Source organism: Methylobacterium oryzae (assembly GCF_036441375.1).
GTDB lineage: Bacteria > Pseudomonadota > Alphaproteobacteria > Rhizobiales > Beijerinckiaceae > Methylobacterium > Methylobacterium oryzae_A.
On sequence record NZ_MLCA01000001.1, the window covers coordinates 375,040 to 390,590 of the forward strand.

13 protein-coding genes and 1 pseudogene are annotated in these 15,551 nt (G+C 71.8%); 7 read left to right on the forward strand and 7 right to left on the reverse strand.

Annotation, left to right across the window (positions count from 1 at the left end; genetic code table 11):
* Nucleotide 1: 1 nt before the first annotated feature.
* Both MOTC310_RS01680 and MOTC310_RS01685 read right to left on the reverse strand, forming a co-directional pair.
* Nucleotides 2-1,771 (reverse strand): diflavin oxidoreductase, encoded by a 1,770-nt coding sequence (locus tag MOTC310_RS01680; RefSeq protein ID WP_331300576.1) that lies wholly within the window; start codon nucleotides 1,769-1,771, stop codon nucleotides 2-4.
* A gap of 111 nt (nucleotides 1,772-1,882) precedes the next feature.
* Nucleotides 1,883-2,398 carry an Lrp/AsnC family transcriptional regulator gene (locus tag MOTC310_RS01685; RefSeq protein ID WP_010686224.1) on the reverse strand — a complete coding sequence of 172 codons (516 nt, stop codon included), beginning with the start codon at nucleotides 2,396-2,398 and terminating at the stop codon, nucleotides 1,883-1,885.
* A gap of 265 nt (nucleotides 2,399-2,663) precedes the next feature.
* Between MOTC310_RS01685 and MOTC310_RS01690 the strand changes: the two genes are divergently transcribed.
* The 3 genes from MOTC310_RS01690 to cysN are packed head-to-tail and all read left to right on the forward strand — an operon-like array spanning nucleotide 2,664 to nucleotide 5,868.
* On the forward strand, nucleotides 2,664-3,503 hold the full coding sequence (locus MOTC310_RS01690; protein ID WP_331300577.1) for a phosphoadenylyl-sulfate reductase: 840 nt from the start codon (nucleotides 2,664-2,666) through the stop codon (nucleotides 3,501-3,503).
* Nucleotides 3,500-4,462: a sulfate adenylyltransferase subunit CysD gene (gene cysD, locus MOTC310_RS01695; RefSeq protein WP_331294252.1), complete on the forward strand. Its 963-nt coding sequence runs from the start codon at nucleotides 3,500-3,502 to the stop codon at nucleotides 4,460-4,462. Before MOTC310_RS01690 ends, cysD begins: the two co-directional genes overlap by 4 nt.
* Nucleotides 4,462-5,868, forward strand: coding sequence for a sulfate adenylyltransferase subunit CysN (gene cysN, locus MOTC310_RS01700; protein ID WP_331300578.1), 1,407 nt, complete (start codon nucleotides 4,462-4,464; stop codon nucleotides 5,866-5,868). The genes cysD and cysN overlap by 1 nt, the downstream gene beginning before the upstream one ends.
* A gap of 168 nt (nucleotides 5,869-6,036) precedes the next feature.
* Here the strand turns inward: cysN and MOTC310_RS01705 are convergent, their stop codons facing one another.
* On the reverse strand, nucleotides 6,037-6,978 hold the full coding sequence (locus tag MOTC310_RS01705) for a fumarylacetoacetate hydrolase family protein (protein ID WP_331300579.1): 942 nt from the start codon (nucleotides 6,976-6,978) through the stop codon (nucleotides 6,037-6,039).
* A gap of 112 nt (nucleotides 6,979-7,090) precedes the next feature.
* Complete coding sequence (locus tag MOTC310_RS01710) at nucleotides 7,091-8,116, reverse strand: LLM class flavin-dependent oxidoreductase (RefSeq protein WP_331300580.1); 1,026 nt, start codon at nucleotides 8,114-8,116, stop codon at nucleotides 7,091-7,093.
* Between the two features lie 189 nt (nucleotides 8,117-8,305).
* Between MOTC310_RS01710 and MOTC310_RS01715 the strand changes: the two genes are divergently transcribed.
* Nucleotides 8,306-9,508, forward strand: coding sequence for a pyridoxal phosphate-dependent aminotransferase (locus MOTC310_RS01715; RefSeq protein ID WP_331300581.1), 1,203 nt, complete (start codon nucleotides 8,306-8,308; stop codon nucleotides 9,506-9,508).
* Between the two features lie 945 nt (nucleotides 9,509-10,453).
* Here MOTC310_RS01715 and MOTC310_RS01725 read toward each other — a convergent pair.
* Nucleotides 10,454-10,606, reverse strand: a pseudogene (locus MOTC310_RS01725) (helix-turn-helix domain-containing protein); the annotation flags it as partial.
* On the opposite strand from MOTC310_RS01725, the gene MOTC310_RS01730 reads away from it, so the two are divergent.
* Both MOTC310_RS01730 and MOTC310_RS01735 read left to right on the forward strand, forming a co-directional pair.
* On the forward strand, nucleotides 10,591-10,719 hold the full coding sequence (locus MOTC310_RS01730; protein ID WP_331300582.1) for a hypothetical protein: 129 nt from the start codon (nucleotides 10,591-10,593) through the stop codon (nucleotides 10,717-10,719). The pseudogene MOTC310_RS01725 and the gene MOTC310_RS01730 overlap by 16 nt on opposite strands.
* Nucleotides 10,720-10,833: 114 nt before the next feature.
* Nucleotides 10,834-11,787 carry a DMT family transporter gene (locus MOTC310_RS01735; protein ID WP_331300583.1) on the forward strand — a complete coding sequence of 318 codons (954 nt, stop codon included), beginning with the start codon at nucleotides 10,834-10,836 and terminating at the stop codon, nucleotides 11,785-11,787.
* A gap of 19 nt (nucleotides 11,788-11,806) precedes the next feature.
* Here MOTC310_RS01735 and MOTC310_RS01740 read toward each other — a convergent pair whose 3' ends face one another.
* Entirely contained in the window at nucleotides 11,807-11,950 is a 144-nt protein-coding gene (locus MOTC310_RS01740; RefSeq protein ID WP_331301488.1) for a hypothetical protein, read from the reverse strand.
* Nucleotides 11,951-12,048: 98 nt separating this feature from the next.
* Nucleotides 12,049-12,216, reverse strand: coding sequence for a hypothetical protein (locus MOTC310_RS01745; RefSeq protein WP_331300584.1), 168 nt, complete (start codon nucleotides 12,214-12,216; stop codon nucleotides 12,049-12,051).
* A gap of 333 nt (nucleotides 12,217-12,549) precedes the next feature.
* On the opposite strand from MOTC310_RS01745, the gene ileS reads away from it, so the two are divergent.
* A complete protein-coding gene (gene ileS / locus MOTC310_RS01750) occupies nucleotides 12,550-15,516 on the forward strand; it encodes an isoleucine--tRNA ligase (RefSeq protein WP_331300585.1) in 2,967 nt (988 codons plus the stop codon).
* Nucleotides 15,517-15,551: the final 35 nt, after the last annotated feature.

Sequence of the window (15,551 nt, forward strand, 5' to 3'; positions counted from 1 at the left end):
CTTAGTAAACGTCCTGCTGGTAGCGGTGGCTGCGCTCCAAAGCCGCGACCTGCGCCTCGGCGTCGGCGGCGCTGAGGCCCTTGGCGGTCTCGTAGGCCTTCACCACCGCGGCGCGCACGTCCTTGGCCATGTTCTTGGCATCGCCGCAGACGTAGAAGTGGGCACCCCCGTCGAGCCAGGAGACCAGCTCCTGCGCGTGCTGGGTGATCCGGTCCTGCACGTAGACCTTCTCCGGCTGGTCCCGCGAGAAGGCCACGTCGATCTTCGTGAGCGACCCGTCCTCCAGGGCGTCCTGCCACTCGAGCTGGTACAGGAAGTCGTGGGTGAACTGCCGGTCGCCGAAGAACAGCCACGACCGACCGGGGGCCTCGATCGCCCGGCGCTCCTGCACGAAGGCGCGGAACGGCGCGACGCCGGTGCCCGGCCCGACCATGATGATGTCGGTGGCCGGATCCTGCGGCAGGCGGAAATGGCGGTTCGGCTTGAGCCGCACCCGCAGCTTGGCGCCGTCGCGGATCCGGTCGGCGACCTGGACCGAGGCGACGCCCGAGCGGGCGCGGCCGTGGGTCTCGTAGCGCACCGCCGCGATGGCGAGGTGGACCTCGTCGCCCACCTCCTTGCGGGAGGAGGCGATCGAGTAGGCCCGCGGCGGCAGCGGCCGGGTGATGGTGCCGAGATGCTCGGCCGTGAGCTTGGCCGGGTAGGTCTCCAGCAGGTCGATCAGGTGCCGGCCCTCGATCCAGGCCTTGGCCTCGCCGCTGTCGATGAGTTTCTGCGCGTCCGTGTGGCCGGTGGCCTTCACGAACCGCTCGATCGTGGCGGCCGAGAGCGTGGTGATGTCCCGTTCGGCCAGCAAAGCCGTGCGCAGGGCCTCGTCGCCCGAGAGCCCGGCGGCGCTGAGGATCTCGTCCACCAGCTGCGGGTCGTTCTCGGGGAAGATCTCCAGCGAATCGCCCGGCTCGTAGGCCGGGGCGCCGTCCTCGAAGGCCAGCGCGAGGTGGATCGTCTCCTTGTCGGAGCGCGAGGAGTTGAGGTTCACGTGCTCGACGACCTCGACCACCGCGGGCTCGCGGCTCGGCTCGGCCTCGTCGTCCTCGCCGGCGCCGGCGCGGGCGAAGTCCACCGCCACGACGTTGTCGGGCTGCTCCGCCGGGGCGAGGGCCTTCAGCGCGCCCTTGATCCAGTCTGCGGCGGGCTTCTCGAAGTCGAGGTCGAGGTCGGCCCGCTCGGCGGCGCGCTTGGCGCCCAGCGCCTCGAAGCGCGCGTCGAGCGCCTTACCGATGGCGCAGAACTCCGCGTAGGACGTGTCGCCGAGCGACAGGACCGCGAACTCGACGCCGTCGAGGCGCGGGGCGCCCTCCCCCATCAGCTCGCCGTAGGCCCGCACGGCCCGGGCCGGCGGCTCGCCCTCGCCCCAGGTCGCCGCGATGGCGATCAGCTTGCCGGCCTTGGGCAGAGTCGCGACGTCGAGGTCGGCGAAATCCACGACCTTCGGCTTGAAGCCCTGCTTGCGCGCGAGCTTCGCGACGTTGCCGGCGAGCGCCTCGGAGTTCCCCGACTCGCTGGCGTAGATCACCGTCAGCGGCGCGGCGGCCTTGGGCGGGGCCGCCGGCACGGCGGCCTGCTGGCCGCCCGCGGCGTCGAGGCCCGCCAGGAAGCCGGCGAGCCACGCGCGCTGCGTGGGACTCGCGGCGCCGAGCACCGCGTCGAGGCTGGCGCGCTCGCCGTCCCCGAACGGGGCGGTGCGCGGGAGGAGATTCTGGCGGGACATTACGGGACCATGTCGTGGCCGGCGCGGCCGGTGTCAATCAGGAAACGTTCGTTTTGCAGAACGGGCGGAGTTTAGGACATCGCATTCGCTGCGCTGCGAAAAAAGAGAAGATCATTCTCCGACCACGGCGAGGACGGGCGCCGTTCCCGGCAGGTGCCGCCCGTTCTTGGGCGGCGCCGGCAGCGGCAGGGCCGTGGTGGATTTCACCTTCTCCATGGCGAAGCGGGAGGTGACGTTCTTGAGCGGCAGCACCGCGATGAGGTGTTTGTAGAAGCTGTCATAGGCCTGCATGTCGGCGACCACGACGCGCAGCATGTAGTCCACGTCGCCGGCCATCCGGTAGAACTCCAGCACCTCCGGCATGGCCGAGACGGTTGCGGCGAAGCGCTGCAGCCACTCCTGCGAGTGGTCGGCCGTCTCGATGGAGACGAACACGGTCAGGCCGAGGCCGAGCTTCACCGGGTCGAGCACCGCCACCCGGCGGTCGATGACCCCGTCGGCCTCCAGCTTCTGGATGCGCTTCCAGCACGGGGTCTGCGACAGGCCCACGCGCTCGCCGATCGCCGCGATGGAGAGCGTGGCGTCCGTCTGCAGCAGGGCGAGAATCTTCAGATCGATCGCGTCCAAAGCTGTCTCCGTGGGCTTCCGCCGCGCGAGAGGCGCGGGCGCATATACGTGTCTACCGGTGCCGGTGAGAAGAATCTTTTACCTCGGACCCATGCTGCCCGTGCCGGAAGCTGTGCGCAACCGCACGCCGAACCGCCGGTCCGACCCCGCCAAGCGCGCCGGGGCGCCTTGACTTCGTTCGGTATAGCGAACATTTCGACCGTCCGACAACAGGCACGGCGCTGGCCGTGGCCTTTCCACCACGCGAACCCCGGGACATGGCGCGATGACCCGTCCGGACCGACAGGCGGCCGAAACCCTCGCGGAGCGGCTGTCCGGGCTCGACCTTCCAGGCCGCCTCCACCTGATCGCCGCCGAGATCCCCGGGCGCCTCGTCTTCACGACGAGCCTCGGGGTCGAGGACCAGGCGCTCACCCACGCCCTGGCCATGGCCAAGCTCGCCAAGGGGCTCACCGACGGGCGCGTCGAGATCGTCACCCTCGATACCGGCCGCCTCTTCGCCGAGACCTACGACACCTGGACCGAGACCGAATCGGCCTACGGCATCCGGATCGCCGCCTACACGCCCGAGCGCGCGGCCGCGGAGGATTTCGTTCGGACCGAGGGCATCAACGGCTTCCGGCGGTCGGTCGCGGCGCGCCAGGCCTGCTGCGGCTTCCGCAAGGTCGAGCCGCTGGGCCGCGCCCTCGCGGGTGCGAGCGGCTGGCTCACCGGGCTGCGGGCCGGCCAGTCGGCCAACCGCGCCGCGACGCCGCTCGCCGCGTTCGACGCGGAGCGCGGCCTGATCAAGCTGAACCCGCTGGCCGACTGGTCGCGCGACCAGGTCGACCGCTTCGTGCGCGACAATTTCGTGCCCTACAACGTCCTGCACGATCGCGGCTTCCCGTCGATCGGCTGCGCCCCCTGCACCCGGGCCGTGAAGCTCGGCGAGCCCGAGCGGGCCGGGCGCTGGTGGTGGGAGCAGGAAGACAAGAAGGAGTGCGGCCTGCACGTCGGACGCCCCGGTGCGGCCGTGCAGCCGGGCCAAGAGCCCGCGATCCTCGAGCCCGCCGCCTTCGAGACCACCCCGACTCAGACAGCCCGCCAGCCGGAGTTCGCCCGATGAGCGCCGCCCTCGCCGCCGCCGTGCAGCCGAGCGCCACGATGCACGCGCAGACCGCCGCCGACCGCCTCAGCCACCTCAAGCGGCTGGAGGCCGAGAGCATCCACATCTTCCGGGAGACGGTCGCCGAGACCGAGAACCCGGTGATGCTCTACTCGATCGGCAAGGATTCCTCGGTGCTGCTGCACCTCGCCCTCAAGGCCTTCGCGCCCGGGCGGCTGCCGTTCCCGCTGCTCCACGTCGACACGACGTGGAAGTTCCGCGAGATGATCGCCTTCCGCGACGCCCGCGCGAAGGAGCTCGGCCTCGACCTCCTGGTCCACACCAACCCGGACGGGCTCGCCCGCGGTGTCGGGCCGGTGAGCCACGGCTCCGAGGTCCACACCGACGTGATGAAGACGCAGGCCCTGCGGCAGGCGCTCGACAAGCACAAGTTCGACGCCGCCTTCGGGGGCGCCCGCCGCGACGAGGAGGCGAGCCGCGCCAAGGAGCGGATCATCTCGCTCCGTACCGCGCAGCACCGCTGGGACCCGAAGCGCCAGCGCGCCGAGCCCTGGCACCTCTACAATCTCAAGAAGAAGCGCGGCGAGTCCCTGCGGGTCTTCCCGCTGTCGAACTGGACCGAGCTCGACATCTGGCTCTACATCGAGCAGGAAAACATTCCGATCGTGCCGCTCTACTTCGCCAAGGAGCGGCCGGTGGTGGAGCGCGAGGGCCAGCTCATCATGGTCGACGACGAGCGCCTGCCGCTCGCGCCCGGCGAGACCCCGCAGCAGCGCCTCGTCCGCTTCCGCACCCTCGGCTGCTACCCGCTCACCGGCGCGGTGGAGAGCGACGCCGCGACGCTCCCCGAGATCATCGGCGAGACGCTCGCCGCTCGCACCTCGGAGCGCCAGGGCCGGGTGATCGACAAGGACGGGGCCGGCGCCATGGAGCGCAAGAAGCAGGAGGGCTATTTCTGATGACGCTCCACCAGGCTCCCACGGCCTTCACCGACCGGGCCTCCGGCTACGCGGCGTTCCTGACTGCCCACCGCAACAAGGCGGTGCTGCGCTTCATCGCCTGCGGCTCGGTGGATGACGGCAAGTCGACCCTGATCGGGCGGCTCCTGCACGACACCAAGCAGATCTTCGACGACCAGATCTCGGCGCTCCAGCGCGATTCCCGCAAGCACGGGACGCAGGGGCAGGAGATGGACCTCGCGCTGCTCGTCGACGGCCTGCAGGCCGAGCGCGAGCAGGGCATCACCATCGACGTCGCCTACCGGTTCTTCTCCACCGACAAGCGCTCCTTCATCGTGGCCGACACCCCCGGCCACGAGCAGTACACCCGCAACATGGCCACCGGCGCCTCGACGGCCGACGTGGCGGTGATCCTGGTCGATGCCCGCCAGGGCCTGACCCGCCAGACGCGGCGCCACGCGCTGCTCGTCTCGAATCTCGGGATCCGCCGCGTCGTGCTGGCGGTCAACAAGATGGACCTCGCCGGCTGGGCGCAGGGCACCTTCGACGGCATCGTGGCGGGGTTCTCGGACTTCGCCCGCGGGCTGAATTTTTCCGAGGTCAAGGCGATCCCGCTCTCGGCCAAGAACGGCGACAACGTCGTGGACGCGGGCGTCGCGGCGCCCTGGTACACGGGCGGCACCCTGCTCCACTACCTCGAGACCGTGCCGGTCCGCGCGGAGGCGTTGAACGCGCCGTTCCGCATGGCGGTGCAGTGGGTCAACCGGCCCAATTCCGAGTTCCGCGGCTACAGCGGCCGGATCGCCAGCGGCCGGGTGCGGCCGGGCGATTCGGTGACGGTCCAGCCCTCCGGCCGGACCTCAACGGTGGCGCGGATCTACACCGCCGACGGCGACCTGCCCGAGGCCGGCGAGGACGAGTCGGTGACGCTGGTGCTCGCCGACCAGATCGACGCCTCCCGCGGTCAGGTGATCGTGGCCGCCGACGCGCCGATGCGGGTCACCGAGACCCTCGACGCGCGCCTGTTCTGGGCAGCCGAGACCGATCTCAACCCGGGCGCGAGCCTGTTCGCCAAGATCGGCACCGCCACGGTCACCGCGACCGTGGAGCGGATCGTCTCGCGCATCGATCCCGAGACCGGCAAGCCCGGCCCGGCCGAGCGCCTGTCGGCGAACGACATCGCCGACGTGGCCCTGCGCCTCGACCGGGCGGTGGCGGTCGACGCCTACGCGCAGAACCGCGAGACCGGCAGCCTGATCCTGATCGACCGCGAGACCACCGACACGGCGGCCCTCGGGCTGGTCCTGGCGCCGAGGGCGGAGGCCGCGCAGGCGGCGACGCCCGGCGCGAGGCCCGCGGACGGGGGCGGCTTCCTCGCCCGTCTCGGTCGCCTGTTCGGGCGCTGAGGACGGTCCCAGCACCCGGGCCGTTCACGGGTGATGGCTGCGACAGTGCCGTCCTCGCGAGCGGAGCGAAGCGATCCGGCCGGCCCGACGACACCTGCCGTCGCGCTGCCTTGGGTCACGTCGCTGCGCCCGTGATGACGGTGCGGGTCGCACCGCTCGGACGACGGATCAGACCAGCCTGAAGCGCAGCTCACCGAGCCCTTCCAGCTCGGACACGACCTCGTCGCCGGGCTTCAGCCACGCCCGGTCCTTGCGCGGGATCTTCTCGCCGAAGATCACCTCCTGCGGGGTCCCGGTGTAGAAGATGTCCCCCGGCTTCAGGGTCATCACCTTCGACGCGAAGCTGATCAGCTGGCGGCAGTTGAAGATCATGTCGTCGGTGCTCCAGTCCTGGCGCACCTGGCCGTTCACCAGCGTCTTCAGCTTGAGATTGTTCGGGTCCTTCACCCGGTCGGCGGTCACCAGGTAGGGGCCGAGCGGCGCGAGCCCGTCCGAGGTCTTGCCGATCATGAACTGCGAGGTCAGGGTCTGGAGGTCCCGGGCGCTGAAATCGTTGCCCGTGCAGTAGCCGGCGAGGTAATCGAGGGCGTCCGCCTCGGACACGTTCCGGCACTCGCGGCCGAACACCATCACCAGCTCGGTCTCGTGGTCGAATTCCCGCGCCGCCTGGGTCGGCAGCGCGATCGTGCCGCCGTGGTGGTTCAGGGCGTTGTTGTACTTGTTGAACAGCGGTGGGGCCTTGGGGATCGGCGTGCCGGTCTCCTCCGCGTGGTGGCGGTAGTTGAACCCCATCATGATGATCTTCTCGGGCCGCGTGACCACCGGCGCGTAGGCGATGCCGGATTCCGCCAGCATGAAGCGCCCGTCGGGGGCGGCCTCGACCGCGTCGCTCAGCGCCCGCAGAGCCGGGCCGCGCCCGTTCTGGAGGAGGTCGTCCATGTCGGCGGGACCGGCATCCCCGAGCGCCCGGCCGGCGGCTTCGACGTCGAGGACGCCGTCCTTCGTCTTCACGCCCAGGGCGTAGCCGTCGCCGCGGCGCATGTTGAGGAGGACCATGTCGCGGGGCATGCCGGAGGGCGGCGCCCCCGCCGGCGTGGTCTCGGGCGCCACCGTGCGCTCCTCGGCGGCCCGATCGGCCCGTCCGGTCGCGGGCGTGACCGGGAGGAGCCTGCACGGCCGGCGGCGCCGCCGCCAGGACCCGCGGCGGGCGCCGGGTGACGGCTCAGGCCGCCTGTGAGGCGGCGCCGAGGCCCCAGGCCCGCGCCAGCAGCGCGTAGGATTCGTGCCGCGCCGCCTGGTCGGGGATCGCCGAGACGATCATCAGCTCGTCGGCCCGCGTGCGCTGGACCATCTCGGCGAGCCGGGCCCGCAGGGTCTCCGGGCCGCCCACGTGCAGGCGGTCGCGGCCCCGCTCGATCTGCATCCGCTCGCCGTCGGAATACGGGTAGTCCAGCGCCTCGGCGAGGCTCGGCAGCGGCCGGTACTCGCCGCGCTCCCGCCGCAGCGTCGCCAGCCGCGCGCTGGCGGCCAGCCGCTCGGCCTCCGCGTCCGTGGCGGCGCAGATCGCCGCCACCGCCAGGATCGCGTGGGGCTTCGCGCCGAGGCGCGTCGGCCGGAACCGGTTCCGGTAATCCAGCATCGGCGGCTCCGCGGGCATCCCGGAGAAGTGCTGCGCGAAGCCGAAGCCGCAGCCGATCTCGCCGGCGAGCCGGGCGCTGTAGTCGGACGAGCCGAGGAGGAAGATCGGCGGCAGCGGCACCCCCGCGGGGCTCGCCTCGATCCGCGCGAAGGGGTGACCTTCCGGGAAGCCGCCGTCCCAGAACAGCAATTCCTGCAGGCGGTCGAGGAAGTCGTCGCCCCCGCCCTCCCCCGGCGCTTCCCGGCGGCGCAGCGCCCGCGCGGTGAGGCCGTCCGTGCCGGGCGCGCGCCCGAGACCCAGGTCGATCCGGCCCGGGAACAGGGCCTCCAGCACCCGGAAGCGCTCGGCCACCATCAGCGGCGCGTGGTTCGGCAGCATGATCCCGCCCGAGCCGACCCGCAGGGTGCGGGTCGCGGCGGCGATCTGGCCGATCATGATCTCGGGGGCGGGGCTCGCCACGTTGGGGAGCGCGTGGTGCTCGGCGAGCCAGTAGCGCCGGTAGCCGAGGCCGTCGACGTGGCGGGCGAGCGCCAGGGTGTCGTGCAGCGCCCGCGCCGGGGTCGAATCGGCGCCGACGAAGGAGAGGTCGAGGACGGAGAGCGGGGTCATGGGCAGGATCTGGTAACGACGATCCCGCAAAGCGAGGGCGGCCGCGCGGGAGAGACCTGCGCGCCGCGCCGGGCGCGAGCTTCGGCTTCGTGCCGCGCACCGCCTTGCCGGCTCAGCGTCCCGGGAATAGGGTCCGCCGCGCCGCGAAGAGGCGGCGCCCAACCTCGAAAATCCGGAGCACCGCACGCCATGGCTCTCCTCGCCGACGTCCTCTCGCGGGTGAAGCCGTCCGCGACCATCGTGATGACCCAGAAGGCCCGGGACCTGAAGGCCTCCGGCGTCGACGTCATCAGCCTGTCGGTGGGCGAGCCGGATTTCGACACGCCCGAGCACATCAAGCAGGCCGCGATCGACGCGATCCACCGCAACGAGACCCGCTACCCGCCGGTCTCGGGCATCGTGCCCCTGCGCGAGGCGATCGTGCGCAAGTTCAAGCGCGAGAACGGGCTCGACTTCAAGGTCTCGCAGACCATCGTGGGCACCGGCGGCAAGCAGGTGCTGTACAACGCGTTCCTGGCCACCCTGAACCCGGGCGACGAGGTGGTGATCCCCCGCCCCTACTGGGTGTCCTACCCGGAGATGGTCGGGCTGTGCGGCGGCACCCCGGTCTTCGCCGACACCGACATGGCGCATGGCTTCAAGCTCCAGCCGGAGGAGCTCGACCGGGTGCTCACCCCGAAGACCAAGTGGATCGTCCTCAACTCGCCCTCGAACCCGTCCGGGGCCGCCTATTCCCGCGACGAGATGAAGGCGCTGACCGACGTGCTGCTCCGCTATCCGGACGTGCACATCCTCACCGACGACATCTACGAGCACCTGACCTACGGCGATTTCGAGTTCGTCACCCCGGCGCAGGTCGAGCCGCAGCTCCTCGAGCGGACGCTGACCATGAACGGCGTCTCGAAGGGCTACGCCATGACCGGCTGGCGCATCGGCTACGCGGCCGGGCCGGAGCAGCTCATCAAGGCGATGGACTTCGTGCAGGGCCAGCAGACCTCCGGCGCCAGCACGATCGCGCAATGGGCCGCGGTCGCCGCCCTCGACGGGCCGCAGGATCACCTCGCCACGTTCCGGGCGGCCTTCCAGGGCCGGCGCGACCTCGTCGTGTCGATGCTCAACCAGACCAACGGGCTGACCTGCCCGACGCCCGAGGGCGCCTTCTACGTCTACCCGTCCTGCGCGGCGCTGATCGGCAAGAGGACGGAAGGCGGCAAGACCATCGAGACCGACGAGGACTTCGTCATGGAGCTGCTCCAGGCGGAGGGCGTGGCCGCGGTCCACGGCTCGGCCTTCGGGCTCGGCCCGAACCTGCGCATCTCCTACGCCACGTCCAACGCGGTGCTGGAGGAGGCCTGCCGGCGCATCCAGCGCTTCTGCGGCTCGCTGCGGTAGCGCCGCGGAGGCCCGCCCGAGGATCCCGTCCCGCGAGCGCTGTCAGGGCCCGCGGGTCGAGGGCGGCGAACGGGGTCGCGCTCCCGGTCCGTCAGGCCGGGATGCACCCGGGAACACCGCGCGACATTCCGCGACCGCAAACCATGCATCAGGGATCGCCGGAGGCGGTCCCGGAATGCGGGCTCGCCTGGAGCCTCCCGGGATGACGGCGGGGACGTCCGGCTTCCATCCCGGCCCGGACGCGGTGCGCGCCCTCGACCGGGATCCCGTGCCCGCGCCGCGCAGGCCGGGCGGCGCAGACCGTCACCCTGATACGCTTCGCCGCGGACGCCCCGGGGCGCTGATCGCCGCGGCCCTTGCCGAAACCGCCGCGCCTCTGTTGCCGGCTCGGCTGTCACCCTCTACACGGGCTGTCCCCAGCGGCCGATGCGCCTGAAGGTTTCGCGAGCCCGCTCGGGCCTGCATGGCGGCGGGGTCGGTAGTGACGGGGCGGTCCGGACCAGTTCTCTGGGCCGTTCCTGTGAGGCTCAGTGGGCCGAGTCGCTGCAGGAGTGTCGGGAGCGCGGGGAACAGGAACCGCGGATCCGGCGCATGGCCCACATGATTTCCACCGGCCCCGCGCTGCGGTGCGGACCAGCCCCTGCCCCGTTCCGGGACAGGGTCGTCCAGGGCCGTTGCGGCTTCGTTCACGCTCCCGCGCGATGATGCGTCCGGGCCGGGGATCCGGTTCCGCGTAACCGCGTTCTCTCGGGCCTGACGACCATGCGAGCCCTGCTCACCAGCGGCATCAAGGCGATTCTCGGCATCGCCGCGCTCTCCACCGCCGCGCACTGGACCTTGCGCGTCCAGCGCGAGTCCGCCGCGCCGGCCGTCGCGACGGCGAGCCTCGCCGAGCCGGCCGCGACCGGATCCATCGAGCCGCGCCGGGTCGAGCGGGCCGCCGGCACTCTGGCTCATGCCCGTACGGCGCGCCATCGTGCGGGTGCTCCAGTGCGTGGCGTTGGCCGGTGCCTCTTCCAGAGTGAGGGCGACCAGGCGCTCGACGGCCTCATCGTCGATGCTGCGGGGCGCTCCGGAGCGTGGTGCATCGACCAGCCCCCGCCCTGATCGCCGGCACGACGCCGCCCAAGCCGAAGCTCGCCAAGACCGCCACCAAGACGGCCTCCGCCGAGAAGACCGCCTCCGCCGACAAGGCCGCGGCGAGGCGCTGAACCCCCGCCGGCGCGGGCGACCGTGCCGTCTGCATGGTTCCCCTGCGCGCCGACGGATACCGGCGCGGTGCCGGGCGTGGCAGGGACATCGGCCTCTACCGAGACTGGTCAGGCATGAGCACGCAGGTCGCGACCTCCGCCCCCGACGACATCGCCGCGCCGCGCGCCGATCCGGAGGCCGACCGCGCCGGCCGCCGACGGATCGTCGGCATCGCCCTGATGTGCGGGGCCGTCGCGTTCTTCGCGAGCCTCGATGCCTGCGGCAAGACGCTGGCGCGGGCCGGCGTCGATCCCCTGGTCACGACCTTCATGCGCTACGCGGCGAGCGTCGCCATGATCTCGCTGTTCATCAACCCGGTGCGCACGCCGGGCGTCGTGAAGAGCCGGCGCCTGCCGCTGCAGATCGCGCGCTCCCTGCTGCTCTTCGCCTCCACGGCCCTCAATTTCCTGGCGCTGCGCTACCTGCAGCTCGCCGAGACGATCTCGATCCAGTTCGCCGCGCCGCTCACCGTGGCGCTGCTCGCCGGGCCGCTGCTCGGCGAGTGGTCCTCGCGGGCGCGGCTCATGGCGATCGGGGTCGGCTTCCTGGGCGTGCTGGTGATCGTGCGGCCGGGCGTCGGCGGGATGCATCCGGCCGCGCTGCTCTGCGTGGCCAACGTTGGGGTCTACGCCTTCTACGCGATCATCACGCGCAAGCTCGCGGCCTACGATTCGACCGCGACGACCATGTTCTACACGGGGCTCGCGGGGCTCGCGCTGATGGCGCCGCTCCTGCCCTGGATCTGGACGAGCCCGGCGAGCCTGACCCACTGGGCGCTGCTGTTCGGGGTCGCGCTGTTCGGCACGCTGGGCCACTGGCTGCTGGTGATGGCCCATGCCCGGGCCCCCGCCAACGTGCTGGCGCCGTTCATCTACACGCAGCTGCTGTGGTCGGTGACGCTGGGCTTCCTGCTGTTCGGCGACGTTCCGAGCCGCTGGACCGTGGCGGGCGCCATGATCGTGGTCGGCTCGGGCCTCTATCTCCTCGCGCAGGAGACGATCCGCCGGGAGGCGCGGCCGGCCGCCTGAGGCGACTGGCCGGAGCCGGTCAGCGGCCGAGACGCTCCTGGCGCTCCATCCGCTCCTCGCGGCGGTTCTCGCGGGCGCGCCGGGCCGGATCCGGATCGGTGCCGAGAACGCCGCCGACCGTGCCGGTCGCCGCGCCCACCGCGCCACCGACGACCCCGCCCACCGGGCCGNTGGTCGGGACGTGCCGGGATCGCCCTTCGGCAGGCAGCGGCCGCCCGCGACGCCGACCGCTGCGCCCGCCGCCGACCGCGATCGGGGACGTCACGTTTCCCCTCTCGTGTCGCGCGGCTGACATTGCATTTCGCCGTGAAGGTGTGCCGAGCCGTCCTCGACGCCGCGCTGGGCGCCGCGGGCCGTGCCCTGGGCCTGCGCGGCACCCGCGAAGGCGAGGGGCGCGAGGGCGAGGGTCGCGATCAGAAGCTTCTTCATGGGGCTACTCCGGGATGTCGGTCTGGGTCGGCTCCGCGCCGCCGCGGCGGGCGGAGGGTGTGTCGGTCAACGGTTCAGAGGCCGATTGGTCCCATCCGCCGTCACGGGCGCGTGATCCGCGCGGCCGCTGGCCTCGGGCCGGGGCGGCTGGTAGAGAACGCGTCATGCACGCTTCGCGCGCCCTGCGCGGCCCCGGCCGCCCGATCCGAATTACCGGCCCGGCCTCCGCCTGAGGGCCCGCTTCGGCGCGGCCGCGCGGAGGTCCGGGATCCTCCTGCCGCCTGACCCGAATCCGCCGGCCTGCCGCCGGCCCGACCGCCGATGCGAGACCCGATGACCGCCCCCGAGACCGCGCCCGCCCGCGACTATTCCAAGACCCTGTTCCTGCCGCAGACCGAGTTCCCGATGCGCGCCGGCCTGCCGGTGCGCGAGCCGCTCTTCATCGAGCGCTGGAAGCGGATGGACCTGTACGGGACGCTGCGCGCCCGCGGACAGGGCCGGCCGAAATTCGTGCTCCACGACGGCCCGCCCTACGCCAACGGCAACATCCATATCGGCACGGCGCTCAACAAGATCCTCAAGGACGTGGTGGTCCGCTCGCAGACCGCCCTCGGCTTCGACGCCAACTACGTCCCGGGCTGGGACTGCCACGGCCTGCCGATCGAGTGGAAGATCGAGGAGCAGTACCGCGCCAAGGGCCGCAACAAGGACGACGTGCCGGTGATCGAGTTCCGGCAGGAATGCCGGACCTTCGCGGCGCAGTGGCTCGACGTGCAGCGCGAGGAGTTCAAGCGCCTCGGCGTCACCGGCGACTGGGACCACCCCTACGCCACCATGGCGTTCCCGGCCGAGGCCGTGATCGCCGACGAGCTGATGAAGTTCTCGATGAGCGGCCAGCTCTACCGCGGCTCCAAGCCGGTGATGTGGTCGGTGGTCGAGAAGACCGCTTTGGCCGAGGCGGAGGTCGAGTACGAGGAGCACGTCAGCGACACGGTGTTCGTCGCCTTCCCGATCCGCTCCGGAGCCGAGGGCGACCTCGCCCAGGCCCGGGTGGTGATCTGGACGACCACGCCCTGGACGATCCCGGGCAACCGTGCGGTCGCCTACTCCAAAAAAATCGCCTACGGCCTGTACCGGGTCACGGAGGCGCCGGCCGACAACTGGGCGACCCCCGGCCAGACCTACCTGCTCGCCGACAGCCTGGCCGCGACCGTGTTCAAGGCCGCCCGGGTCGAGGCGTTCGAGCGCGTCGCCGACGTGAGCCCGGCGCAGCTCGCCGGCCTGACCCTGGACCACCCGCTGGCGGCGCTCGGCTACGGCTTCGCCGTGCCGATGCTCGACGGCGACCACGTCACCGACGAATCCGGCACGGGCTTCGTCCACACGGCGCCGAGCCACGGCCGCGAGGATTTCGAGCTCTGGATGGCCAGCGGCCGGCTGCTGCGCGAGCGCGGCATCGACGCGACCATTCCGTACACGGTCGACGCCGACAGCGTGCTCACGGAGGCCGCTCCCGGCTTCACCGGAACCCGCGTGCTCACCGCCAAGGGCGAGAAGGGCGACGCCAACAAGGCGGTCATCGCCGCGCTGACGGAGGCCGGGGCGCTGATCGCCCGCGGGGTGCTGCGCCACCAGTACCCGCATTCCTGGCGATCCAAGAAGCCGGTGATCTTCCGCAACACGCCGCAATGGTTCATCGCCATGGACCGGCCGGTGGACTCGCTCGGCAACCGGACGCTCCGCGAGGTGGCGCTCCAGGGCATCGACGACACCCAGTGGGTGCCGACGCAGGGCAAGAACCGCATCACCGGCATGGTCGCCAACCGGCCGGACTGGGTGGTCTCGCGCCAGCGCGCCTGGGGCGTGCCGATCACCGTCTTCGTCCATCGGGAGACGGCCGAGATCCTCAAGGACGAGCGCGTCAACGCCCGCATCCGCGACGCCTTCGCGGCCGAGGGCGCCGACGCGTGGTTCCGCGACGACGCCGCGCAGCGCTTCCTGGCGCCCGACCACGACCCGGCCGCCTACGAGAAGGTCACCGACGTCCTCGACGTCTGGTTCGATTCCGGCTCGACCCACGCCTTCGTGCTCGATGATCCGGAGGCCTTCCCGGGGCTGGCCGGGGTCACGCGCGTCCGCGACGGCGGGCAGGACCGGGTCATGTACCTGGAGGGCTCCGACCAGCACCGCGGCTGGTTCCAGTCCTCGCTCCTCGAATCCGCCGGCACCCGCGGCCGGGCGCCCTACGACATCGTCCTGACCCACGGCTTCGTGCTCGACGGCAAGGGCCTGAAGATGTCGAAGTCGAAGGGCAACGTCGTCGCGCCGCAGAGCGTCATCAAGGATTCGGGCGCCGACATCCTGCGCCTCTGGGTCGCCGCCTCCGACTATACCGACGACCTGCGGATCGGTCCGGAGATCATCAAGACCTTCGCGGAGACCTACCGGAAGCTGCGCAACTCCCTGCGCTGGATGCTGGGCTCGCTGGCCCACCGGGTCCCGGGCGACGACGTGGCCTACGCCGACATGCCGGAGCTGGAGCGGCTGATCCTGCACCGGCTCGCCGAGCTCGACGGCGAGATCCGCGAGGCCTACGCGGCCTTCGACACCAAGCGGGTGGTGGCGCTGCTCAACGGCTTCATGACCGGCGACCTGTCGTCCTTCTACTTCGACGTGCGCAAGGACGCCCTGTACTGCGATCCGATCTCCTCGGTCCGCCGCCGGGCGTCGCTGCAGGTGATCGACGAGGCCTTCCGCCGGGTGGCGATCTGGCTCGCCCCGGTGCTGGCCTTCACGGCCGAGGAGGCGTGGCTCGACCGCTACCCGTCCGAGGACGGCTCGGTGCATCTCCAGACCCTGCCGGAGACCCCGGCGGACTGGCTCGACGCCGCCCTCGCGGAGCGCTGGTACAGGATCCGGCGGGTCCGGCGCGTCGTCACCGGCGCCCTGGAGATCGAGCGCGCGGCCAAGCGCATCGGCGCGAGCCTGGAGGCGGCGCCGACGGTCTACGTGGCGGATCCGGAGCTGCTCGCGGCGCTGGAGGGCTGCGACTTCGCCGATACCTGCATCACCTCCGCCATCACCGTGACGGCGGGCGAGGGCCCGGCCGAGGCCTTCCGGCTCGACGAGGTGCGCGGCGTCGCGGTGGTTCCGGGCCCGGCCGAGGGACGCAAATGCGCCCGCTCCTGGCGGGTCAGCCCGGAGGTGGGCAGCGACCCGGACTACCCGGAGGTGACGCTCCGCGACGCCCAGGCCCTGCGCGAGTGGGACGCGGCGCGTCCGGAGGCGAGCGCGGCGTGAGGGCTTTTCACGTCGGCTCCGCCGCTGCCGCCTCT

Bases quoted from the DNA above. Each gene is read 5' to 3' on its own strand.
- MOTC310_RS01680 (WP_331300576.1), bottom strand. From the start codon at position 1,771: ATGTCCCGCCAGAATCTCCTCCCGCGCACCGCCCCGTTCGGGGACGGC.
- MOTC310_RS01690 (WP_331300577.1), top strand. From the start codon at position 2,664: ATGACCCGTCCGGACCGACAGGCGGCCGAAACCCTCGCGGAGCGGCTG.
- cysD (WP_331294252.1), top strand. From the start codon at position 3,500: ATGAGCGCCGCCCTCGCCGCCGCCGTGCAGCCGAGCGCCACGATGCAC.
- cysN (WP_331300578.1), top strand. From the start codon at position 4,462: ATGACGCTCCACCAGGCTCCCACGGCCTTCACCGACCGGGCCTCCGGC.
- MOTC310_RS01710 (WP_331300580.1), bottom strand. From the start codon at position 8,116: ATGACCCCGCTCTCCGTCCTCGACCTCTCCTTCGTCGGCGCCGATTCG.
- MOTC310_RS01715 (WP_331300581.1), top strand. From the start codon at position 8,306: ATGGCTCTCCTCGCCGACGTCCTCTCGCGGGTGAAGCCGTCCGCGACC.
- MOTC310_RS01735 (WP_331300583.1), top strand. From the start codon at position 10,834: ATGAGCACGCAGGTCGCGACCTCCGCCCCCGACGACATCGCCGCGCCG.
- MOTC310_RS01745 (WP_331300584.1), bottom strand. From the start codon at position 12,216: ATGAAGAAGCTTCTGATCGCGACCCTCGCCCTCGCGCCCCTCGCCTTC.
- ileS (WP_331300585.1), top strand. From the start codon at position 12,550: ATGACCGCCCCCGAGACCGCGCCCGCCCGCGACTATTCCAAGACCCTG.